Source organism: Streptomyces finlayi (genome assembly GCF_014216315.1).
In the GTDB taxonomy this organism is placed as follows: Bacteria; Actinomycetota; Actinomycetes; order Streptomycetales; family Streptomycetaceae; genus Streptomyces; species Streptomyces finlayi_A.
The window spans coordinates 3808282-3830752 of the sequence record NZ_CP045702.1 but is presented as its reverse complement, the minus strand read 5'-3'; the positions used below and the strand labels follow the sequence as shown (position 1 = coordinate 3830752).

17 protein-coding genes are annotated in these 22471 nt (G+C 67.6%); 4 read left to right on the top strand and 13 right to left on the bottom strand.

The genetic code is table 11. The annotated features are described in order from the left end of the window. Positions 1-146 precede the first annotated feature (146 nt). The gene (locus F0344_RS17720) at positions 147-764 is read left to right on the top strand and encodes a GNAT family N-acetyltransferase (RefSeq protein WP_185299712.1); all 618 of its coding nucleotides are present in this window, start codon (positions 147-149) and stop codon (positions 762-764) included. An 87-nt stretch (positions 765-851) separates the two neighbouring features. Here F0344_RS17720 and trxA read toward each other — a convergent pair whose 3' ends face one another. The 7 genes from trxA to F0344_RS17685 form a co-directional block, all read right to left on the bottom strand. Next, complete coding sequence (trxA, locus tag F0344_RS17715; RefSeq protein ID WP_185299711.1) at positions 852-1184, bottom strand: thioredoxin; 333 nt, start codon at positions 1182-1184, stop codon at positions 852-854. Between the two features lie 44 nt (positions 1185-1228). Continuing rightward, complete coding sequence (gene trxB / locus F0344_RS17710; RefSeq protein ID WP_185299710.1) at positions 1229-2200, bottom strand: thioredoxin-disulfide reductase; 972 nt, start codon at positions 2198-2200, stop codon at positions 1229-1231. Between the two features lie 124 nt (positions 2201-2324). Beyond that, the gene (locus F0344_RS36540; protein ID WP_308460978.1) at positions 2325-2759 is read right to left on the bottom strand and encodes a hypothetical protein; all 435 of its coding nucleotides are present in this window, start codon (positions 2757-2759) and stop codon (positions 2325-2327) included. Positions 2760-3274: 515 nt separating this feature from the next. After that, positions 3275-3979, bottom strand: coding sequence for an RNA polymerase sigma factor SigM (sigM, locus tag F0344_RS17700; RefSeq protein WP_258049986.1), 705 nt, complete (start codon positions 3977-3979; stop codon positions 3275-3277). 25 nt (positions 3980-4004) lie between these two features. Beyond that, a complete protein-coding gene (locus F0344_RS17695) occupies positions 4005-5702 on the bottom strand; it encodes a protein kinase family protein (RefSeq protein ID WP_185299707.1) in 1698 nt (565 codons plus the stop codon). A 131-nt stretch (positions 5703-5833) separates the two neighbouring features. Then, positions 5834-7993 carry a murein biosynthesis integral membrane protein MurJ gene (gene murJ / locus F0344_RS17690; RefSeq protein WP_185299706.1) on the bottom strand — a complete coding sequence of 720 codons (2160 nt, stop codon included), beginning with the start codon at positions 7991-7993 and terminating at the stop codon, positions 5834-5836. A gap of 49 nt (positions 7994-8042) precedes the next feature. After that, positions 8043-10340, bottom strand: a complete 2298-nt coding sequence (locus F0344_RS17685) for a DUF6049 family protein (protein ID WP_185299705.1) — start codon at positions 10338-10340, stop codon at positions 8043-8045. A gap of 182 nt (positions 10341-10522) precedes the next feature. Between F0344_RS17685 and F0344_RS17680 the strand changes: the two genes are divergently transcribed. Further along, entirely contained in the window at positions 10523-11965 is a 1443-nt protein-coding gene (locus F0344_RS17680; protein ID WP_185299704.1) for a CCA tRNA nucleotidyltransferase, read from the top strand. 106 nt (positions 11966-12071) lie between these two features. On the opposite strand, the gene F0344_RS17675 is transcribed toward F0344_RS17680, so the two are convergent. The 4 genes from F0344_RS17675 to F0344_RS35880 all read right to left on the bottom strand — a co-directional run bounded on the left by F0344_RS17675 (position 12072) and on the right by F0344_RS35880 (position 15993). Beyond that, positions 12072-13352 (bottom strand): MFS transporter, encoded by a 1281-nt coding sequence (locus F0344_RS17675; protein WP_185299703.1) that lies wholly within the window; start codon positions 13350-13352, stop codon positions 12072-12074. Positions 13353-13475: 123 nt separating this feature from the next. Then, on the bottom strand, positions 13476-14558 hold the full coding sequence (locus tag F0344_RS17670; protein WP_185299702.1) for an inositol-3-phosphate synthase: 1083 nt from the start codon (positions 14556-14558) through the stop codon (positions 13476-13478). Positions 14559-14620: 62 nt separating this feature from the next. Beyond that, the gene (locus F0344_RS17665; RefSeq protein ID WP_185299701.1) at positions 14621-15328 is read right to left on the bottom strand and encodes a PadR family transcriptional regulator; all 708 of its coding nucleotides are present in this window, start codon (positions 15326-15328) and stop codon (positions 14621-14623) included. Between the two features lie 506 nt (positions 15329-15834). Continuing rightward, positions 15835-15993, bottom strand: a complete 159-nt coding sequence (locus tag F0344_RS35880) for a hypothetical protein (protein ID WP_258049985.1) — start codon at positions 15991-15993, stop codon at positions 15835-15837. 153 nt (positions 15994-16146) lie between these two features. On the opposite strand from F0344_RS35880, the gene F0344_RS17660 reads away from it, so the two are divergent. Both F0344_RS17660 and F0344_RS17655 read left to right on the top strand, forming a co-directional pair. Then, a complete protein-coding gene (locus F0344_RS17660) occupies positions 16147-18456 on the top strand; it encodes a transglycosylase domain-containing protein (protein ID WP_258050275.1) in 2310 nt (769 codons plus the stop codon). 124 nt (positions 18457-18580) lie between these two features. Beyond that, a complete protein-coding gene (locus F0344_RS17655; protein WP_185299699.1) occupies positions 18581-20092 on the top strand; it encodes a glycosyltransferase family 87 protein in 1512 nt (503 codons plus the stop codon). Between the two features lie 67 nt (positions 20093-20159). Here F0344_RS17655 and F0344_RS17650 read toward each other — a convergent pair whose 3' ends face one another. Both F0344_RS17650 and F0344_RS17645 read right to left on the bottom strand, forming a co-directional pair. After that, complete coding sequence (locus tag F0344_RS17650; RefSeq protein WP_185299698.1) at positions 20160-21191, bottom strand: alanine racemase; 1032 nt, start codon at positions 21189-21191, stop codon at positions 20160-20162. 76 nt (positions 21192-21267) lie between these two features. Next, positions 21268-22386 carry a lipid II:glycine glycyltransferase FemX gene (locus F0344_RS17645; RefSeq protein WP_185299697.1) on the bottom strand — a complete coding sequence of 373 codons (1119 nt, stop codon included), beginning with the start codon at positions 22384-22386 and terminating at the stop codon, positions 21268-21270. Positions 22387-22471: the final 85 nt, after the last annotated feature.

The window sequence follows — 22471 nt, the reverse complement described above, 5'->3', positions numbered from 1 at the left end:
ATGCGAGCAGTGAGCCGCAGTCGGCTGGTGACGGTCGGCCTGGGCTTGGGGGCTGTCGGAGGGTTCTTCGGCAGCTTGTTCCGGGAACGGAGTGCGCTGGCAGCCGCACGTGGTGCGGCGGGCGAAGGAAGTGAGGAACCGCCTTCATGGGGCGTCGGCTCGTACCGCTCACCTTGGACAACCTTCCGGATCTCCCCGGACGCTGCCGCTCGTGTGTCTTCTGGGAGCTTGACCCGGTCAGTGGGCAAGCTGCGGTAAAGGCGGGCAGGACCGAACTGGAGAAGGAGTCCTGGATCTCCGCCGTTCTGCTGGAGTGGGGCTCCTGCGGCCGAGTCGTGTACGTGGACGACGTGCCGGCCGGCTTCGTTCTCTACGCGCCGCCTGCCTATGTCCCGCGCTCGACCGCGTTCCCCACGAGCCCGGTGGCACCCGACGCCGTGCAACTGATCACCTCTTTGGTCCTGCCGGGCTATCAGGGGCAGGGGCTGGGCCGGGTGTTGGTGCAGACAGTCGCGAAGGATCTGCTGCGTCGTGGGTTCAAGGCCATCGAGGCGTTCGGTGACGCCCGGTGGAAGGAACCCGCCTGTGTTCTCCCGGCGGACCACTTGCTGGCGGTCGGCTTCAAGACCGTACGTCCGCATCCCAAGTACCCACGTCTGCGACTCGAACTGCGGACGGCACTTTCCTGGAAGGAAGACGTCGAGCTGGCCTTGGACAGACTGCTGGGCGCTGTCCAGAAGGAGCCGGCGCTGCGGCCGCTCTGAGTAGACCGGCACCCATAGGGAAACGGGCCCACCCTCTGAGGGTGGGCCCGTTTCACGTGAAACAGAGCGCGCTGGCTGCTGGTCGCGCTACTCGCCGATGAAGGCCTCGAGGTCGCGCAGGATCGCGGCCTTCGGCTTGGCGCCGACGATGGTTTTGGCGACCTCGCCACCCTGGTAGACGTTGAGCGTCGGGATGGACATCACGCCGTACTTGGCGGCGGTGGCCGGGTTCTCGTCGATGTTCAGCTTGACGATCTCGATCTGGTCCCCGTGCTCAGCCGCGATTGCCTCCAGGGAGGGGGCGATCTGGCGGCAGGGACCGCACCAAGCGGCCCAGAAGTCGACCAGTACGGGCTTCTTGCTGTTGAGGACTACCTCTTCGAAGGTGTCGTCGGTCACGTTCTTCAGGGCGCCGGCCACGGCGGCCTCCTTAACTTCGCGGGGTGGGGTGGGGTCACCGTGGGTCAGACCGCGGGGGTCTTCTCCGGTTCGGCAAGCTTCTCGTCGGAGAGCGCGGCAAGGAAGCGTTCGGCATCGAGTGCGGCGGAGCATCCGGTACCGGCAGCTGTGATGGCCTGGCGGTAGGTGTGGTCGACGACGTCTCCGGCGCCGAATACACCCGACAGGTTCGTGCGCGTCGAGGGCGCCTCCACCTGGAGGTAACCCTCGTCATCGAGGTCGAGCTGGCCCTTGAAGAGCTCGGTGCGCGGGTCATGGCCGACAGCGATGAACAGGCCGGTTACCGCGAGCTCGGAGGTCTCGCCCGTCTTGGTGTTGCGCAGCGTCAGACCGGAAAGCTTCTTCTCGCCCTGGACCGCAGCGACTTCGCTGTCCCAGGCGAACTTGATCTTCGGGTCGGCGAAGGCGCGCTCCTGCATGGCCTTGGAGGCACGCAGGGAGTCACGGCGGTGGACGATCGTCACGGACTTGGCGAAGCGGGAAAGGAAGGTTGCTTCCTCCATGGCGGTGTCGCCGCCGCCCACCACAGCGATGTCCTGGTCCTTGAAGAAGAACCCGTCGCAGGTCGCGCACCAGGAGACGCCACGTCCGGAGAGGGCGTCCTCGTTGGGCAGACCGAGCTTGCGGTGCTGGGAACCGGTGGTGACGATGACCGCCTTGGCTCGGTGAACCGTACCCGCCGTGTCCGTGACGGTCTTGATCTCACCGGTCAGATCGACGGCGACCACGTCGTCCGGGATGAGCTCAGCGCCGAAGCGCTCAGCCTGGGCGCGCATGTTGTCCATGAGCTCGGGGCCCATGATGCCGTCCTGGAAGCCGGGGAAGTTCTCCACGTCGGTGGTGTTCATCAGAGCACCACCAGCGGTGACAGCGCCCTCGAACACCAGCGGCTTCAGCGACGCACGAGCCGTGTACAGGGCGGCGGTATAACCCGCCGGCCCGGAACCGATGATGATCACATTACGGACGTCGCTCACAGGTGTCTTCCTCGTCTCTGCAGACTGCCTACTGCCTACTGGGGCCGGTTCAACGACTCTCACCCCACCCAACGGATCCTACGGGCCATGCATTCCCGACGTGCCGCGGCATTCGGCGCAGAGTTCAGGGGCGGGTGTAGGAGTGAGTAAGGAGCAGCTTTCCCTTTGCGGCTGGGGTGGTGTCCACACAGACCGCATCGACGACATACGCCTGCACGCGCGAGTCGTCCGTCGGGTGGGGCAGGACGACGAGGTAGGCCTCGGTGCCCTGGTAGATGCCCTCTTCGACGGCCAGCGGCGGGGTGTCGCGACCGGTGCCTTGCTGTACGCAGGAGGGCACGGGGACGGCGGAAGCGCGGAGCGGGCTTCTCGGTGCGGAGGGGTCCGCGGACGACACTTCAGGGGTCAGCCGTGAGTCGGTGGTCGGCTCGCTCTTCTCGTCACCCGGGAGCTGAGAAGCCGACGCGCTGGTGAGGAGGGCGTCGACGCGGCCTTCCAGCGTGCCTTCCGAGAAGGTGCGGGCACCGCCGCCTGCCGTGCTGGAGCTTCTGTCAGCCATCTTCGCGGCGTCCGAGCTCTGAGATGACGGCTGAACCGACTGCAGAAGGAAAACGCTCACACCGACAACCGCTGCACCGAAAGCAGCACCGAGCACAGCAGTCCGGCGCCGACGACGGGCGGGACGACGACTGGGACCTGTCGTTCCCCGCGGGTGTCCCGCAGGGCGATCCGTGGGGCCGGAGGGGCCGGACTTGGAACCGGCTGACTCCTCGGCAGGAGTTTCTGTTTCACGTGAAACAGAGGTCGCTTCAGTGGGAGCGGTGGCGTTGAGGAGCGCTTCGGCGGCGAGCGCCGCATCGATACGGCCGGCGACCTCGTCGGGCATCTTCTGGGAGCCGGACAGCGTCCCGAGCAGACCGCGGATCTCCTCGAGCGAACTTCGGACGTCGTCGCAGAGCGCACATCCGTCGATGTGATGACGGACGTCCGCCGTGCGGGAGGCGGAGAGGAGTCCCTCCGTGAGATCAGAAATCTCCGAGACGTCCGGGTGCTGGTCCGTGTCGGCCGTGGAAGTCACGAGCGCCCACCTCCTCCCTTCGCAGCAGCAGGATCATTTACCCCTGCATCTCTCGGTCCCGCCGCCGGTGGGACGGATGGCGCCTGCGTGCGGTTCCTTCCCGCAGCGAAGCCGCCGCTGTCCCCGGCATCACCGCGGAGATGAGCGAGCATGGGGACCAGTCTCGCGCGTCCACGCGCGCAGCGGCTCTTCACGGTGCCGGTCGGAACATCGAGGATGCGAGCCGCCTCGGCGACCGGGTAGCCCTGCATGTCGACGAGGACGAGCGCGGCGCGCTGTTCGGCCGGCAGCCTGGCTAGCGCAGCCAGGAGCTCGCGGTGCAGATCCTGGCGCTCGGCGGGTGCCTCGGCGGACTCGTGGGGTTCGAGGAGCTGATCGAGACGATCGGCGTCATCGACCGGGGACGTCTTCCGCGAAGCCGCTTTGCGGGCGCGATCGAGGCAGGCGTTGATGGTGATGCGGTGCAGCCATGTGGTGACCGCTGACTGGCCCCGGAAGGTGTGGGCGGCACGGAAGGCGGAGATAAGGGCGTCCTGCACAGCGTCCGCTGCCTCTTCACGATCGCCGAGCGTGCGCAGGGCCACTGCCCAGAGCCGGTCACGATGCCGCCGCACGAGCTCACCGAAGGCGTCCGGTTCACCGGCTACGTGCTGGGCCAGAAGATCCTGGTCGTTCGTGTCGGCGAATCTGGCGTTGTCCAACGGTGAGCCCCCTCCCCTGCTGCCGTCAGCTGGTGATCTTGATGGCCGATACCTTGCCGCGGAATCTACCGTCATCGCCCAGTGGCAGATTGGTCAGCCAGACGAGAACGTACCGCGCCTTCACGGCTTCGCCGGGCTTGAGGGACACCTTCACTCCTGATCCGTCGGCAACCTTCGTGAATCCGCTGGGAAACGCCGGCACGGCTGAGCTTTCTGTCGTCCGGAGTTCGACCGATGTGGTGCCTCCGAGGAAGGAGACATCGACGGCACCGACCTGTTGGACCTTGCCGAGGTCGAGGACAACTCCGACACCGTCCTTGAGGTTGCCGAAGGCGGCGGTGGCGTAGCCGTCCGTGTGCCAGAAGGTGCTGGGATCACCGTCGTACACGTTCTTTATCGCGGCGGGCTTCTCGGAGCCGTCGCGACCGAGCGGGTCGTAGTCCCTGGCTCCGGTGATGGTGATGGGCTTGCCGGTTTCGTCCGCCTCGTTCTTCTTGTCGTCGTCCGGGGTCGTCTGGGTGGTGCCCGGGTCCACGGGGCCCTTGTCACGGTCGAGGACGGTCTCGGCCAGCTGCCAGCTGCCGAGACCGAGCGCCGCGATCAGGAGTGCGGACACGGCCCATTTCAGGGCCCTGCCTGTGCGGCTCTGCAGCGGGGGCGGCGGCGCCATGACGGGCTGTGGCGCATGGCTCGGACGGGACGAGGGACGCCCGTAGGTGCCCTGCTGGTAGGTGGTGCGCTGGTACTCGGGCGGTGCGGTGAACGTCGGTTCCGGCGGCACGATGCGCGGCATGGCCGCGACAGCTTTGGCCAGCTCGTCCGGCGTGGTGCAGGGCTGTTCCTGGCGGGAGGCGGTGGCGCCGTCGTTGGCGAGCGCGCGCATGGCGATTTCCGAGAGTCCGCGGTGAACGCCGGCCCGCACCTGGTCGGGGGCGATCAGCCCTACTCCCTTGGGCAGACCCGAAAGCCCGTAGGCATCGTTCTCGTAGGGCCAGCGATGGGTCAGGGCGGCGTAGAGCAGGGCCCCGATGGCCTCGGTGTCCGTACGCAGCGGGCGCTCCGCGGTGATGCCCCGCAGGGCGGCGTTCACCGCGAGGCCGCGAATCCGGTACTGCCCGGTCGAGCTGCGCAGCACCGCTCCGGGCGTGAGCCTCAGGTGAGCCAGGCCCTCGCGGTGCGCGGCCGCCATCGCCTGGGAGATCTGGTTGACGAGCTGGTACGCGTCGTGAGCCTCCATGGGGCCGGAGGCCAGCAGGGCGGTGAGTTCGGTGGCGTCCGGGAGCCATTCGTGGACGACGTAGACGAGTTCGTCCTCCTCGACGGCGTCCAGGACCTGGACGAAGCGCGGGTCTCCGAGCAGAGCGGAGGACCGGGCGGCGGCCAGCACGGAGCGGGCACGCGGGTGGTCTGCGGGGAGGAGATGCACTCCCACCGCGCGGCGCAGCTTCTCGTCCACAGCGCGCCAGCTGCTGAATCCGTCCAGACGGGTGACGCACTCTTCGAGGCGATACCGTCCGGCGAGCTTGTGGCCACTGTGCACATCCGGCGCCGGGGGGATGTCACGCAAGTTCTCTCGCCCACCGGCCGAGTCCTTGGGGGTCACGCCTGCTGCGTCCTGGGGTTCCGCGGTCCCGTCGGTCGTGGCCTCGTCCGCCTTGGCGGTCAGCGGCTTACTGCCGCTGTTGTCGGCCACGTCGACGGCAGCCGTGCTACGTTCCGCCACCGTCGTTCCTGCCTCCCCATCCGTTGAGCGATGCCAGCCGGCTCTGCACAGTCACGCCAATTGTGCCCACACTCCGGCGCTATGCACGACACGCGGTGTCCGGCGAAGGTTGTGCTGCCCGGTTTTCCCACTTACCGTCCGAGTCGCCCCCGGACCATGCCGACCATGCCGTTGAGCTCCTCGATGCGCATCTTCTTCGCGGCCAGGAAGAAGACGCCCAGCAGTACGATGCCGCCGCAGATCAATGCGGCGAGCGAGCCGAGGGCGCCCTCGCCCAGAGCGGCGAGGAGGGCGAAGCCGATGCCGCCGCCGACGACCGCCGCGGGGACTGCCGCCAGACAGAGCCGTGCGTAGGTGCGCACGATGCGGGGGCCGTCCAGGTCGCCGCCGAGCCGGTTGCGCAGCCGGCGCCAGGCGACTCCCACGCCGACCGCGTAGGCCAGCCCGTACGAGGCCGCCATGCCGACGACGGCCCACTGGGCCGGAAGGAGCACGTAGCTGAGCGCGGAGGCAGCTGCGTTGACCGCCGCCACGATGACGGTGTTGTAGAAGGGGGTGCGGGTGTCCTCGTACGCGTAGAAGCCGCGCAGCACGACGTACTGCACGGAGTACGGGATGAGGCCGAGGCCGAACGCCATCAGGATGAAGCCCATGGAGCGGGCCGCTTCGGTGCCGCTGGTGGCGTACAGCAGGGTGCACATGGGCAGGCCGAGCGCCAGGAAGGTGAAGGCGACCGGCACGATGGCCACGGCCGAGTTCCGCAGTCCCTGTGAGATGTCGTCGCGGACGGCGCCGGGATCGTTGTCATGGGCCGCCCGGGAGATGCGCGGGAGCAGAGCGGCCATGACCGAGACGGTGATGATGGCCTGCGGCATGCCCCAGATCAGCTGGGCGTTCGAGTAGGCGAGGAAGCCCGTGCCGTTCTTGCCGGATGCCTCGCCCGCCGAGGTCGCCAGCTGGGTGACGACCAGGACGCCCGCCTGGTTGGCGAGGACGAACAGGACGGTCCACTTGGCGAGCTTGATCGTCTTGCCGAGCCCGTGGCCCTTCCAGTCGAACCGCGGGCGGAAGCGGAAACCTGCTTCGCGCAGGTAAGGGATCATCGCGAGGGCCTGGACGACCAGCCCGAGCAGCGTGCCGATTCCCAGGAGCTGGACGCCCTCGTCGGGGATCGTCGTCACGCCCATGTCGGACTCGCCCGAGGTGCCGTACACCCAGATGAACAGGCCGAAGGTGAAGATCATGACGACGTTGTTGAGGACCGGGGTCCACATCATCGCGCCGAACTTCCCGCGGGCGTTCAGGATCTGGCCCATCACGACATGGACACCCATGAAGAAGATGGTCGGCAGGCAGTACCTGGCGAAGGTGACGGCGACGCTGTTGGCGTCGGGGTTCGTCGCGATGGTCTGCGACATCATGCCGATCAGCCAGGGAGCCGCGAACACCGCCACGGCGACGATCACGCCGAGTGCCACCATCACGAGAGTCAGCAGCCGGTTGGCGAATGCCTCTCCGCCGTCCTCGTCGTTCTTCATGGAACGGACGAGTTGCGGGACGAACACCGAGTTCAGCCCGCCGCCCACGGTGAGGATGTAGATCATCGTGGGCAGGGTGTAGGCGATGGTGAAGGCGTCACCGAGCGTCGCCGCACCCAGTGCGGCGGTGATCACCAGGCTGCGTACGAAGCCGGTGAGCCGCGACACCATGGTGCCTGCGGCCATCAACGCACTGGACTTCAGTAGACCGGAGGCCCGGCCGCCGGACTTGGGCGGGACGGGAGCGGGGGCCGGTTCGGGCTCCGGCGGCGGCCCCGGGGGCCTTCCCGAGCCCTCCTGGTCCCGGAAGAGATGGGCGAAGGCGTCCGGCTCCTCGCGGTCGTCGGACGCACGGGTGACCAGATCGTCCACCCCGACGAACTGGGTGGTCGCCGCGTTGTCGCCGTACGGGAGGTGCCGGGAGGGCCCGGAGGGCTCGGGTGCGGGTGTCTGGGCCCACAGCCGGGGATCGGGGGCGTACGGGGCCGCCGGGGGCTGCTGGTAGAGCGGCTGAGGCTCCTGGAAGGTGCCCGGAGGCGGCGGCGGGTGCGAGGCGCGGTCGTAGAGCGCCTCGGCCACCGGATCCTGGGCCGCGAGGTCCTGGGCCCGGTAGGGATCGTGGTCGTACGCGTGCTGAAGGTACGGGTCAGGAGGCGTCGGACTTTCGCCGCTGTCCGGAGGGACCGCCGACCCTCCGGGGGACCCACCTCCGCCCGCGCCCTGGCCGCGGTCACCGTCGTACGGCGCGTTCATCGAAACCCCACCTCATCGTCCCCGGCCGACCGGCCACGACAGACATCGCTCAACGGTCCACTTTCTCACCCGTTCCTGACGGGTCCCCGCTTTCCGGACCAGTGTCCGGCGTCGGGTCACTCGGCTGCTCGGGTTCGCCGCCGTTGTCCTCCGTTGTGTCGCTTGCGATGGCGCGCTTGCGGTGTGTGTACATCCTGATGCCCGCCAGGACCAGCAGCAGGAGTCCTCCGGCGATGACGAGCAGCACGGTCGGCGTGACTTCCGAGACCTTCACCGTGAAGGTCATCTCTTCGCCGTACGGTGTGCCGTCCTCGGTGAACAGCCTTGCGGTGACCTGGACTTGGCCGTTGACATTGGCAGCGGCGTCGAATTTCACGGACTGGCTGTGCCCACCCGCGATCTTGACCGGCTGCTCCGCCACGGGGCCGTCGTCGTCGAGCTTCAGCCGCGTCGCGTTCTCCGACGTCAGCCGGAGAACCAGGTTGTCGACGTCCTGGACCAGCTTGTTCTGCACCGTGACGGGAATGGTCGCGCTCCGGCCGGACAGGGTGACGTCCGACTTCGCGATGAGCAGGACCTCGCTGGAGAGACCGCGCAGATACGTGCGTACCGCATCACGGTACCGCTGTGCCTCCAGCGGCCTGCCTCGCCACGACGCCGACATGGAGCGGTTGATCGCGTTACCGAAGGGGGTGACCACCCGGTCGGGCTGGGTGAGGATGACCTGGAAGCTGTTGAGCGAGTCCTTGGTCGTCCTGACGTCCTGGAACGCCTGGACGGGGAGTTCCTGGCCGCGCAGCTTCTTCGGGTACTGCGAGGACCGGGGCACCTTGGTCGTCGCCCGGGTGTCCGGCTTCTCCTCGGCCGCGGCCGTCAGGTCGAGGGGCTGTGTCCAGCGCTCGTCGATGAGAGCGTGCAGGGAGGCGGCCATCGACTGGGCCTGGGAGGTACTGGGCGTCCGCTGGGGGGCGACGACGATGCTGCGCTGCTTCCCGGGATCCTGCTCAGTGAGTGCCAGGGTCTGCGCCAGGAACTTCTGGACGGCGAGCGTGGACCCTCCGGCGTGCGACATGTCGCCCTTGAAAGCCGTCGAGAGCCGGTGGTCCGCGACGACGGCAGTGGTGCCACCGCCGATCGGCCGGGCCGCGGTCGGTGTGTAGCGAAGGCTGCCGGTTTCCGTGAGGCTGTCGCTCCGGGCGATCACGTTGTGGGCGCCGGCAGAGGTGGCGACGTCCACGATCGAGGGGTCGACCGCGCCTTCCACGGGCCAGGCGAAGTCGGTGGAAGGCCTCACGTGGAGGATGGTCTCCACTGTCGGACCCGCCACCTCGGTGGCGTTCTGCAGATGGCTGAGGGTTCCCGAGACGCTCTTGCCGCGGTGTGCGATCGATGCCAGATCCGGGTCGGCGAACGGCAGCGCGATCACCTTGCCGTCCTCGACCGCCGCCTCCAGCTCTGTCAGCCACCGCTTGGCGACGTCCTGGTTCTTCCCCGCGACCGTGGTGTCCCCGACCTTGATCTGGTAGTTCTTCGTCATCGCGTCGACCGTGGCCAGCAGGTCGGGGTCGATGACCCAGGTCACGGGGAGCCGGCTGCCCAGTGACACCAGCTGCTCGAGCCGGCCGCCCGGGGCGAGCTCGGCCGCGAGGTCGTCGTCGGTGAAGACCGGTGTCTGCTGTTCGTCCGAGCCGGTCTCGGCGCTGACGTGGGCGGAGGCAATGAGCGGCCAGAGATAGGTCAGTTTGGTCTTCGCTTCGCTTTCCTTGGGCTGCCAGGGAACAAAGGTCCGCTGGATACCCAGCACCTGGTCATAGGGTGCACGGGCGGTCCTGCCCGAGATCGAGACGCCGAGCTGGTAGACGCCCGCTTCGTCCAGCGGCAGTTTGCTGACAGGCACGGAGAACTCGAAGTCCTGGCTGAGCCCGGACCGTAGATTCGCGGTCTTCACCGTGTACTTGCCGCCCAGGGCGGCCGGATCGGGTCCCGGCAGGTAGCCGGTCCGCTTGGCGGCATCGTCGATCGCCGTCCTGCCGGACAGTTTCGGGCCCACCCGCAGATCGACCGAAGCGCTGTTGATCGTTTCCTTGCCGTTGTTCGTCAAGGTGCCGGAAACGGTGAGGGTGTCCCCCTTCACCGGCGCGCTGGGGCTCAGTGTGTCGAGCGACACCGCGACGGTGCTGGAGCCGGTGGGGGCCTTCGTCGGCTCCCCCGCCTGTGCCGCGGGCGCCGTGGGACCGCTGAGAAGGCCGGCCAGCAGTGGCGCCCCGACGAGCAAGGAGGCTGTGCGCCGCAACCACCGGCGGGCAGGAGCGGGACTCATCCCCTGAAAGTCTGCCGCCTCGGCCACGCGCCTACCCGTCCCTCGTCATCGTCAACTGCTGTCGATCGTGTCGGTCCCTGCGTCCCCGCATGGTAACGAGGTGCGCCAAAGCTACGTGCTGGGGACTGCGCCACATGATCGGGAGAGTCTCGCAGGGTCACAAAAATCAATGACGCCCGGGCCGGTCGGTGCACGTACCCTTTTCTGTTGTGCCGAATGCCAACGAAGACAACGCCAGTGCACTGAGCCAGGTGCAGCACCACGCAGTCAGTGAACTGCTGCGAGTGTCCCCGGTCGCCGACGACCTTGCCCGCCGATTCCAGGGGGCCGGGTTCAGCCTTGCCCTGGTCGGTGGCTCGGTCCGCGACGCGCTGCTCGGCAGGCTCGGAAACGACCTGGACTTCACGACCGACGCTCACCCCGAGGACGTTCTCAAGATCGTTCGTCCGTGGGCGGACTCGGTGTGGGAGGTCGGGATCGCCTTCGGCACTGTCGGATGCCAGAAGGACGGATACCAGGTCGAGGTCACGACATACCGGTCGGAAGCGTATGACAGGGCCTCGCGCAAGCCCGAGGTCTCCTACGGCGACTCCATCGAGGAAGACCTCGTACGCCGGGACTTCACGGTCAATGCCATGGCCGTCGCGCTGCCGCAGAAGGAGTTCGTCGACCCGCACGACGGACTGAAGGACCTTTCGGAGCGAGTCCTGCGTACCCCTGGGACTCCCGAGGAGTCCTTCTCCGACGACCCGCTGCGGATGCTCCGTGCCGCGCGGTTCGCCGCGCAGCTGGACTTCGAGGTCGCCCCGGACGTGGTCGAGGCCATGACGGACATGGCGGGACGGATCGAGATCGTTTCGGCCGAGCGGGTCCGTGAAGAGCTGAACAAGCTGCTCCTCTCCGCTCACCCACGCAAGGGTCTCGGGCTTCTTGTCGACACGGGCCTGGCTGCCCATGTGATGCCGGAGCTTCCTGCGCTGCGCTTGGAAAGTGATGAGCATCACCGTCACAAGGACGTCTACGAGCATTCGCTCACCGTTCTCGAGCAGGCCATCGACCTCGAGGAGGAGGGGCCGGACCTTGTGCTGAGGCTCGCGGCTCTGCTGCACGACATCGGCAAGCCGAGGACTCGCCGCTTCGAGAAGGACGGCCGCGTCTCCTTCCACCACCACGAAGTGGTCGGCGCGAAGATGACCAGGAAGCGGATGACCGACCTCAAGTACTCCAACGACATGGTCAAGGACGTCTCGAAGCTCGTCGAGCTACACCTTCGTTTTCATGGCTACGGCGACGGGGAGTGGACGGACTCGGCGGTCCGCAGGTATGTGCGCGACGCCGGGCCCCTGCTGGAGCGTCTGCACAAGCTGACCCGGTCGGACTGCACGACGCGGAACAAGCGCAAGGCGAGCGCTCTCTCGCGGACGTACGACGGCCTTGAGGAGCGCATCGCCCAGTTGCAGGAGAAGGAGGAACTGGACTCGATCCGCCCTGACCTGGACGGCAACGAGATCATGGAGATCCTGGATGTCGGCCCCGGGCCGGTGATCGGCAAGGCGTACACGTTCCTGCTGGAGCTACGGCTGGAGAACGGGCCGATGGAGCGCGATGCGGCCGCTGCCGCGCTCAAGGAGTGGTGGGCGACGCAGAGCTGATGCCGGGCCCGGGCCATGTTTCACGTGAAACATGACCCGGGCCTGTGTGGGCCGAGGTGTCGGGGTACCGAAGGGCGCTGTTTCACGTGAAACAGCGCCCTCGGTGTCAGGTGGTCCCGCTCGGCGCTTCTCTCGCGCGTATCCATCGGAACGCCGCCACGGAGACGGCCGCGTAGAGCACGGCCACTCCGGTCACCACCGTGACCGACCGACCGTCAGCGGGCAGCAGGAGCGCGGAAAGTGCGGCGGCGATGACGAAGGCGATATTGACCAGCACGTCGTAGAGCGAGAAGACTCTGCCGCGGAACGCGTCGTCCACCGACGTCTGCACCACCGTATCCGTGGCGATCTTCGTGCCTTGTGTCACGAGGCCCAGTACGAACGCCGCCACCAGCATCGGCCCGAGGACGAACGGCAGCCCCAGTGCTGGCTCCAGGACGGCGGCGGCGCCCGCGCACAGGGCCATCCAGCCGAACCGGCCCAGGTGCCCCACCGCCCAGGGGGTCGTCACCGCAGCGACGAAGAAGCCCGCTGCGGAGGCTCCGAGCGCCAGCCCCAGGAGGCTCAGTCCGTCGGACTCGGTTTCGGACCACGCGTACCGGCACAGCATCAGCACCATGACGGTCAGAGCCCCGTAGCAGAACCTCATCACCGTCATGGCGGCCAGAGCGCGGGCGGCGTCCCGCCGTTCCGCCAGGTGGCGCAGTCCGGCCGCGAGCCCGCGCGCGGTCACGGCCAGCGCCTCACGAAGCCGTAGATGGCTCGCGTCCGCATCCGGGCCGAGCAGTCGCCGCGGCAGGCTCAGGGAAACCAGGGCCGAGAAGAGGTAGAGCGTCGCTCCCAGCAGGACCACGGCGGCATCGGACCCGGCGGGCAGTAGGCGCACGGCGAAGGCGAGACCGCCGCCCGCGGTCGCTGCCAGCGTGCCTGCCGTGGGCGAGAGGGAGTTGGCGACCACGAGCCGGTCGGCGTCGACCACGCGTGGAAGCGCCGCAGACAGACCGGCGAGTACAAAACGGTTGACCGCCGTGACGCAGAGGGCGGAGACGTAGAAGAGCCAGGCGGGTACGGAGCTGAGAATCAGCAGGGCCGTGCAGCAGGCAAGCACCGCACGGAGCAGATTCCCGTACAGGAAGACCTGACGGCGTGACCAGCGGTCCAGGAGGACGCCGGCGAAGGGGCCGACGAAGGAGTACGGCAGCAGCAGCACCGCCATGGCGGAGGCGATGGCACCCGGCGTTGCCTGTTTCTCCGGGGAGAAGACGACGTATGTGGCGAGAGCGACCTGGTACACCCCGTCGGCCGACTGTGAGAGAAGCCGTACGGCGAGAAGGCGACGGAAGTACCGAAGACGCAGGAGTACGCGCAGATCACGCACGACTGGCATGTGAGCAAGCGTCACACACGTTGAGGGTCCCCGGGCGGATTGCCCGGGGACCCTCAACATGTGGAAGGGGGGTATGCGTTACCGCTCTTCGCCCCCGTCAGGCTGTGCGCCGTGAACGGCTGCTCAGCGCTCGAGCTCGCCCGAGATGAACTTCTCGACGTTGGCGGCGGCCTCGTCGTCGAAGTACTGCACCGGCGGGGACTTCATGAAGTACGAGGATGCGGAGAGGATCGGGCCACCGATGCCGCGGTCCTTGGCGATCTTCGCAGCGCGCACGGCGTCGATGATGACACCGGCGGAGTTCGGGGAGTCCCAGACCTCGAGCTTGTACTCGAGGTTCAGGGGAACGTCACCGAACGCGCGGCCCTCGAGGCGCACGTACGCCCACTTGCGGTCGTCCAGCCAGGCCACGTAGTCCGACGGGCCGATGTGTACGTTGTCCGCACCCATCTCACGGTCGCGGATCTGCGAGGTGACGGCCTGCGTCTTCGAGATCTTCTTGGACTCCAGGCGCTCACGCTCGAGCATGTTCTTGAAGTCCATGTTGCCGCCGACGTTCAGCTGCATCGTGCGGTCCAGGATGACACCGCGGTCCTCGAAGAGCTTCGCCATCACGCGGTGCGTGATGGTGGCGCCGACCTGGGACTTGATGTCGTCACCGATGATCGGGACACCGGCCTCGGTGAACTTGTCGGCCCACTCCTTGGTGCCGGCGATGAAGACCGGGAGAGCGTTGACGAACGCGACCTTGGCGTCGATGGCGCACTGCGCGTAGAACTTCGCAGCGACCTCGGAACCGACGGGCAGGTAGCAGACGAGGACGTCGACCTGCTTGTCCCTGAGGACCTGGACGATGTCGACCGGGGCCTCGGCGGACTCCTCGATCGTCTCGCGGTAGTACTTGCCCAGACCGTCGTGGGTGTGGCCGCGCTGAACGGTCACGCCCGTGTTCGGCACATCGGCGATCTTGATGGTGTTGTTCTCACTGGCGCCGATGGCGTCCGCGAGGTCGAGGCCGACCTTCTTCGCGTCGACGTCGAAGGCGGCGACGAACTCGACGTCGCTGACGTGGTACTCGCCGAACTGGACGTGCATCAGACCGGGCACCTTGCCGGCCGGATCGGCGTCCTTGTAGTACTCGACGCCCTGCACCAGCGAGGCGGCGCAGTTGCCTACACCAACGATGGCTACGCGAACCGAACCCATGCCGATTGCTCCCTGTGTGTTCTCGGTGTTCCCCGCTGAGGCCTTGCGGACCTGCGGGGTTTTCACTTGGTGGTGTCGTCGGACGGATCCGGCCGGGTGGAATCCCGGTGCCGGGGCAGGCCGCCCGCTTCTGCTGATGTGTCCTGCTGAGGCGAGCCCTCGGCCGGGGACCTTCGCTGGTCCCTTCCCGAGCGTTCGCTCTCGATGAGCTCGTTCAGCCAGCGCACTTCGCGCTCCACGGACTCCATGCCGTGCCGCTGCAGCTCAAGCGTGTAGTCGTCGAGTCGTTCACGGGTGCGGGCGAGCGAGGCGCGCATCTTCTCGAGACGCTCCTCGAGCCTGCTGCGGCGGCCCTCCAGCACCCGCATCCGCACTTCTCGCTCCGTCTGCCCGAAGAAGGCGAAACGAGCCGCGAAGTGCTCGTCCTCCCAGGAGTCCGGGCCGGTGTGCGAGAGGAGCTCCTCGAAGTGCTCCTTACCTTCTGCCGTCAACCGGTAGACGATCTTGGCCCGGCGTCCCGCGAGTGAAGAAGCGGGCGCGACCGCCCTGGCCGCGGCGGGAGGAAGGTCTGCCGGGACATTTCCCGGTTCTTCGATCAACCAGCCCTGGGTGACCAGCGTCTTGAGGCAGGGGTAGAGGGTGCCGTAACTGAAGGCGCGGAAGATCCCGAGTGAGGTGTTGAGGCGCTTGCGCAGCTCGTACCCGTGCATCGGGGATTCGCGGAGCAGGCCGAGTACGGCGAATTCGAGGATGCCTGAGCGTCTGCTCACCTTCGCCCCCCTTCCTTCTCCGGATGCTCCTGCTGAGCTTTTGAGTGGAACTTATGCCGCGCTGATGTATCGACTCGATACATCAGCACGATAGATCGGTCGGCCCACTTCGACAAGGGGAGCCTTCGTGAGCGGCGTCACATCACTAATTCGTAGGAAGCGACTTGCGTCGTTTGGGGTGGAGTTCGGTGCTAGGTGCGTTTTGGCCGTGCGTAGTCTGGGCGCCATGCAGACCACCGGGAACCGCGAGGCGCTAGTGAGCGTCAGTCTTCGCGGACTGCCGGATGTGCTGCGGGTGAGCCCTCCGCAGGGTTCGTCCGCAATTCGGGGGGACCGGATCTCAACTGCCGCTTCCAGGCGCTCTCGCCTGCCCGAGGAGTAGTCGTTCGATGAGCGAGCACCGTCGCAAAACGTCCCAACCGCAAGGTGGCGGACGCGCAGCGGCCAGACGAGCCGCCCAGCCTGCAGGGCGCCGCGAAACGTCGTCACGCAGTGTTACCAATGAATCACCTTCCGACGCACACGGCGAGGAACGCCAGTACGGCAGCCGCGCCGAGGCCCGCCGTGCCGCCCAGCGCGGCGGTGGACGCCGAAGAGGCGCCGAGGAGCTCAGCTCCGGGGCCGGTGCCGGTGGCCGTCGGCGAGGTGGAGGCGGCGGGGGCCACGACCTCCCCGGCCGCGGCCGGGGAGGCCCGGGTGGTCCTCCCGGCAAGAAGCGCTTCATCGACTACCCGCGCTCCGGGGAGTACGGCTTCCGGCGCTGGGTGCCGTCGTGGAAGCTCGTCTCCGGGGTGTGTCTCAGCTTCCTGGGCCTTCTGATGGGCGTGGCCGGCATTTCGTACGCGATGGTCACGACGCCGACCATCAACAAGGCAGCCAAAGCCCAGAACAACGTCTACTACTGGGCGGACGGCACGCAGCTCGTCGCCACCGGTGGTGAGGTCAACCGCCAGGAGATCAGCTACGAGCAGATTCCGACGGCCATGCGGAACGCCGTCATCTCGGCCGAGAACAAGTCGTTCGAGGACGACAAGGGCATCGACCCCATGGGTATCGCCCGAGCGCTCTTCAACATGGCCAAGGGCGGTGAGACCCAGGGCGGCTCGACCATCACCCAGCAGTACGTGAAGAACTCGAGGCTCTCCCAGGACCAGACCCTCAGCCGGAAGTTCCAGGAGCTCTTCATCACCCTCAAGGTCGGAGGGGAGATGGACAAGCGGGACGTCATGGCCGGTTATCTGAACGTCTCGTACTACGGCCGGGGCGCCTGGGGGCTTCAGGCCGCGGCCCGTACGTACTACAAGAAGGACGCCAAGGACCTGGACCCGAGCGAGTGCGCCTTCCTGGCCACGCTGCTCAAGGGTGCGACCTACTTCGACCCGGCCGGTGCTCCTGAGGTCGACCGGGAGAGGGCCACGAAGGAGAAGAACAGGAAGCGGGCGGAGGACCGCTGGAAGTGGATCCTTGACGAGCAGGTCAAGGACAACCGGATGGAGCAGGCGGAGCGCGACACGTACGACACGTTCCCCATGCCGCTGCCGCCCCGCCAGAACGCCCAGCTGGGCGGTCAGACCGGATATCTGGTCGACCTCGCCAAGTCGTACGTCCTCAACAACACCGACATCACCTCCGAGCAGCTCGCCCAGGGCGGGTACGAGATCCACACGACCTTCAAGGAAGACCGGGTCAAGCAGCTCGTCAAGGCCGTCGAGGACGTGGACAAGGCGAACATCGCCCCTGAGAAGCGCCCCGACAAGGACACTCACGTCCAGTTCGGCGGTGCCTCGATCAACCCGAGCACCGGCGCGATCGAAGCCACGTACGGCGGCCGGGACGCGACCAAGCACTACACCAACAACGCGGATCCGACCGGTGCGCAGGTGGGCTCGACCTTCAAGCCGTTCGTGCTGGCCGCCGCGATGGAGTACGGGAAGCGCGACCCCGCACTCGGTGAGGTACAGGAGAAGTCGGAGCGTACGCCGGTCTCCCCGAAGAGCATCTACAACGGCGACAACCTGCTGGAGATCAAGAAGTACAACGGCGGGGTGTGGAGGGGCGACGACGACAAGCCGTGGCTCCAGACCAACGACGGCGACGAGTCCTACGGCGACATCGACCTGCGCAAGGCGATGGAGCAGTCAGCCAACTCCCCCTTCGTGCAGCTCGGTATGGACGTCGGCACCGACAAGGTGAAGGACGTCGCCATGGCTGTCGGACTGCGCGACGACGACTACATGGCCGACTCGAACGTTCCGTCGTTCTCCATCGGTACGTCCTCGCCGAGCGCCATCCGGATGGCGGGCGCCTACGCGACCTTCGCCACCAGTGGTTTGCAGCGCGAACCCTTCTCCGTCACCAAGGTCCTGCAGAAGGGGGCGCCCGTCTACCAGCACGCGTCGAAGCGGAAGCGTGCGCTCGATCCGATCATCGCGGACAACGTCACCGATGTGCTGAAGAACGTCGTCGAGAACGGAACGGGTACGCCGGCGAAGCTGCCCGGCCGCGACGTGGCGGGGAAGACGGGTACGACGGACGGTAACCGTTCGGCGTGGTTCGTCGGCTACACCCCGCAGCTCTCCACCGCCATCAGCATGTTCCGCATGGACGACGACGAGAAGAACAAGAAGCGCGAGTTCCTCGAGATGTACGGCACCGGTGGCGAGAAGGAGATCCACGGTGCCTCGTTCCCCGCGCAGATCTGGCACGACTTCATGGCCGAGGCGATGAAGGGCCAGAAGGTCAAGAACTTCCCGAAGCCTCAGCCCTGGGGCGAGAAGATGTACGGCGGCGGTGCGGCCAGCCCGAAGCCGGTTCCGACCGAGACGGTGCCCCCGACACCCTCTCCCGAGCCGACGACCCCGTCGCCGTCGCCGACGACTCCTTCCCCGACCACTCCCACGCCGACCGACACCTGCGACATGTTGGGCTCGGACGACTGCAAGGACAACGGCGGCGCCAACGCCGGTACGGACGACGGCGGGACCACCGAGGGCACGGTCGAGGGAGGCGATACGGCAGGCACCGCCGAAGGAGCCGATACGACCGGGACCACGGGTGACACGACCGACGGCACCGAGAACGGCGGGAACGGCAACGGAAACGGCGGACTCTTCGGGGGCGGCGGATAGCCCCGCAGACCGCCCGGCCACGGGCCTGCTCAGTACGACGGCGAGGGCCGCCGCACCACCCGGTGCGGCGGCCCTCGCCGTGTCCCGGGGCGGCCTCACCTCGGGCACAGCCCCGTACGGCAGGATGTGCGGCATGCCAAGCGCAGAGGAAACGAGCGTGGATCAGGAGCGGCCCGTCGTACGGCCCACGCACCAGGACGAGGTCGCCGCGGCGGGCAGTGAACTGATCGGCGGACGAGTGGGACGCCGGGCGCTGCTCGGCAAGGGCCCTCTGACACCCGTGCGGGTCATCGCGCTGGTCGCGATCGGCCTGTTCGCACTCGGCATAGTCCAGAAGATCCCCTGCTACGAATGGGCCTGGTTCCGGGGTACCACTTCGCAGTACACGCACGCCTGCTACTCCGACATTCCGCATCTGTACATCGGACGCGGCTTCGCCGAAGGTCTCGTGCCGTACTTCGATCAGCTTCCCGGCGACATGAAGTACCTCGAGTACCCCGTCCTGACCGGTCTGTTCATGCAGATCGCGGCCTGGCTCACGCTGACGCCCGACAGCGACCCCGTCCAGCAGCGCGAGCAGATGTACTGGATGGTCAACGCGGGCATGCTGATGTTCTGCGCCGTCGTCACCGCGGTGTGCGTCGCGCGTACCCACCGCCGCCGCCCCTGGGACGGCCTGCTGGTCGCCCTGGCGCCTGCCCTGGCACTCACCGCCACGATCAACTGGGACCTGCTGGCCGTCGCCCTGACGGCCGCGGCGATGCTGATGTGGTCCCGGGGGCGCGCCCTCGCGTTCGGCCTCCTCATCGGCCTGGCGACGGCCGCGAAGTTCTATCCCGCGCTGCTGCTCTGGCCGGTCCTGCTGCTGTGCTGGCGGGCAGGGAAGTGGAAGGCGTTCTTCCATGCGGTGCTGGGCGCGGCCGCCGCCTGGCTGGCGGTGAATCTGCCCGTGATGGTGTTCGCCCCGGAAGGCTGGAAGAGGTTCTACACCTTCAACCGGGAACGGCCGCTCGACTTCGGTTCGTTCTGGCTGGTCATCACGCAGCGTACGGGCATGGCCATCGACGTGGACACGGTGAACATGGGTTCCACCCTGCTGATGGTGGTGGCCGTCCTGGCGCTGGCGGGGCTGACCCTGGCCGCCCCGCGCCGGCCGCGTTTCGCGCAGCTCGCGCTTCTGCTCGTGGCGGCCTTCGTCCTGACGAACAAGGTGTACTCACCCCAGTACGTGCTGTGGCTCATTCCGCTTGTCGCGCTGGCCAGGCCACGCTGGCGCGACTTCCTCATCTGGCAGGCATGCGAGTGCATGTACTTCCTGGGGATCTGGCTGTACCTCGCGTACACGACCAGCGGCGACAAGCACCAGGGGCTGCCCGAGGAGGGCTACCAGGTCGCGATCGCCCTGCACCTGCTGGGGACGCTGTACATCTGTGCCGTCGTCGTCCGGGACATTTTCAGGCCGGAACGCGACCCCGTACGGCGCGACGGGTCCGACGATCCGTCGGGCGGCGTGATCGACGACGCGCCGGACGTCTTCGTCCTCGGAGAGGCGCCTCACCCGGCACGGCACACAGTCCGCACCGCCGAGGGGCCGCGTGTGGAGTGGGGCGCCGCGCGACGCCCGGCCGCCGACTGAGGCGCGGGGGACCGGGCCCCCGCTGCCGGTCAGCGGCCGAATCAGCGGTCGGACGTGGCGGGCCGGATCAGCGGTCGACGAGGCGGTCGAACTGGGTGGTCGTGTGGCGCAGATGGGCCACCAGTTCGTCGCCGACCTTCGGCTCCTGCGCGTCCGACGGCACGAACAGGATCGACACCTGCATGTGCGGGGGTTCCGCGAACCAGCGCTGCTTGCCCGCCCAGACGAACGGCGAGAGATTCCGGTTGACCGTGGCCAGGCCGGCACGGGCCACGCCCTTGGCGCGGGGCATCACACCGTGCAGGGCCTTGGGCGCCTCCAGCCCGACGCCGTGGGACGTACCGCCGGCCACGACGACCAGCCAGCCGTCGGACGCGGCCTTCTGCTGGCGGTAGCCGAAACGGTCCCCCTTGACGACCGTCGTCACATCGAGGACGGAGCCCCGGTACTCGGTCGCCTCGTGGTCGCCGAGCCAGAGCCGGGTACCGATGCGGGCGCGGAAGCGGGTCTGCGGGAACTGCTGCTGCAGGCGGGCCAGTTCCTCGGAGCGCAGATGGCTGACGAACATGGTGTGCAGCGGCAGCCTTGCCGCGCGCAGCCGGTCCATCCAGCCGATGACCTCCTCCACCGCGTCCGAGCCGTCGGTGCGGTCCAGCGGCAGGTGCAGAGCGAAGCCTTCGAGCCGCACGTCCTCGATGGCGGCGTGCAGCTGCCCCAGCTCCTCCTCCTTCACGCCGTGGCGCTTCATCGAGCTCATGCACTCGATGACGACCCGTGCGCCCACGAGGGCGTGCACACCGTCGACGGAGGAGACCGAACGGATGACGCGGTCCGGGAGCGGCACCGGCTCCTCGCCCCGCCGGAAGGGCGTGAGGACCAGCAGGTCGCCGCTGAACCAGTCCTTGATACGAGCTGCCTCGTAGGTCGTCCCTACCGCGAGCGTGTCGGAGCCGAAACGGATCGCCTCGTCGGCGAGCCGCTCGTGGCCGAAGCCGTATCCGTTGCCCTTGCAGACCGGTACGAGACCGGGGAACTGGTCGAGCACGGACTTCTGGTGCGCCCGCCAGCGCGCGGTGTCTACGTAGAGGGTGAGCGCCATGGCCGGCCCGGAACCTTTCTTGTGGCTGCGGTGTATCAGAGGTATGCGGAACGAACTGAAGCGTGCGTCGCGGGGATCAGCGGCGCGACATGTAGATGTCGAGGGCCTTGTGCAGCAGCTTGTTGAGCGGGAAGTCCCACTCCCCGACGTACTCGACCGCCTCGCCGCCGGTGCCGACCTTGAACTGGATCAGGCCGAAGAGGTGGTCGGTCTCGTCCAGCGAGTCGCTGATGCCGCGCAGGTCGTAGACCGTGGCGCCCATCGCGTACGAGTCGCGCAGCATGCGCCACTGCATCGCGTTCGAGGGCCGGACCTCACGCCCGATGTTGTCGGACGCGCCGTACGAGTACCAGACGTGGCCGCCGACGACGAGCATCGTCGCCGCGGACAGGTTCACCCCGTTGTGCCGTGCGAAGTACAGCCGCATGCGGTTGGGGTCCTCGGAGTTGAGGACCTTCCACATGCGCTCGAAGTACGAGAGCGGGCGGGGCCGGAAGTGGTCGCGCACCGCGGTGATCTCGTACAGCCGCTGCCATTCGGCGAGGTCCTCGTAGCTTCCCTGGACCACCTCGACACCGGCCTTGTCGGCCTTCTTGATGTTGCGGCGCCACAGCTGGTTGAAACCCTTGAGTACGTCTTCGAGGGAACGGTTGGCCAGCGGGACCTGGAAGACGTAGCGGGGCTGGACGTCACCGAACCCGGCGCCGCCGTCCTCGCCCTGCTGCCAGCCCATCTTGCGGAGCCGGTCCGAGACCTCGAAGGCGCGGGGCTCGATGTGAGTGGCCTCGACGTCGCGCAGGCGCTTCACGTCGGGGTCCTGGATGCCGGACTTGATGGCGGCCGAGTCCCAGCGCCTGATGACGACGGGCGGGCCCATCTTCACGGAGAAGGCGCCCTGCTGCTTGAGATGGGTGAGCATCGGCTGGAGCCAGTCGTCCAGGTTCGGTGCGTACCAGTTGATGACCGGGCCCTCGGGGAGATACGCGAGATAGCGCTTGATCTTGGGCAGCTGGCGGTACAGGACCAAGCCGGCGCCGACCATCTCGCCGCTCTTGTCGAACCATCCCAGGTTCTCCGAGCGCCATTCGGTCTTCACGTCAGCCCACGCCGGGACCTGGCAGTGACTGGCCGAGGGCAGGCTCTGGATGTACGCCAGATGCTGGTCTCGGCTGATGGTCCTCAGGGTCAGGCTCATGCGGGGCGCTCCTCGGCAGGTGTGTCCCCATCGGTCAGGGGCTCCGGCTCTCGCGCCGAAGCCTACTGTGACCGGGGAGCGCCCG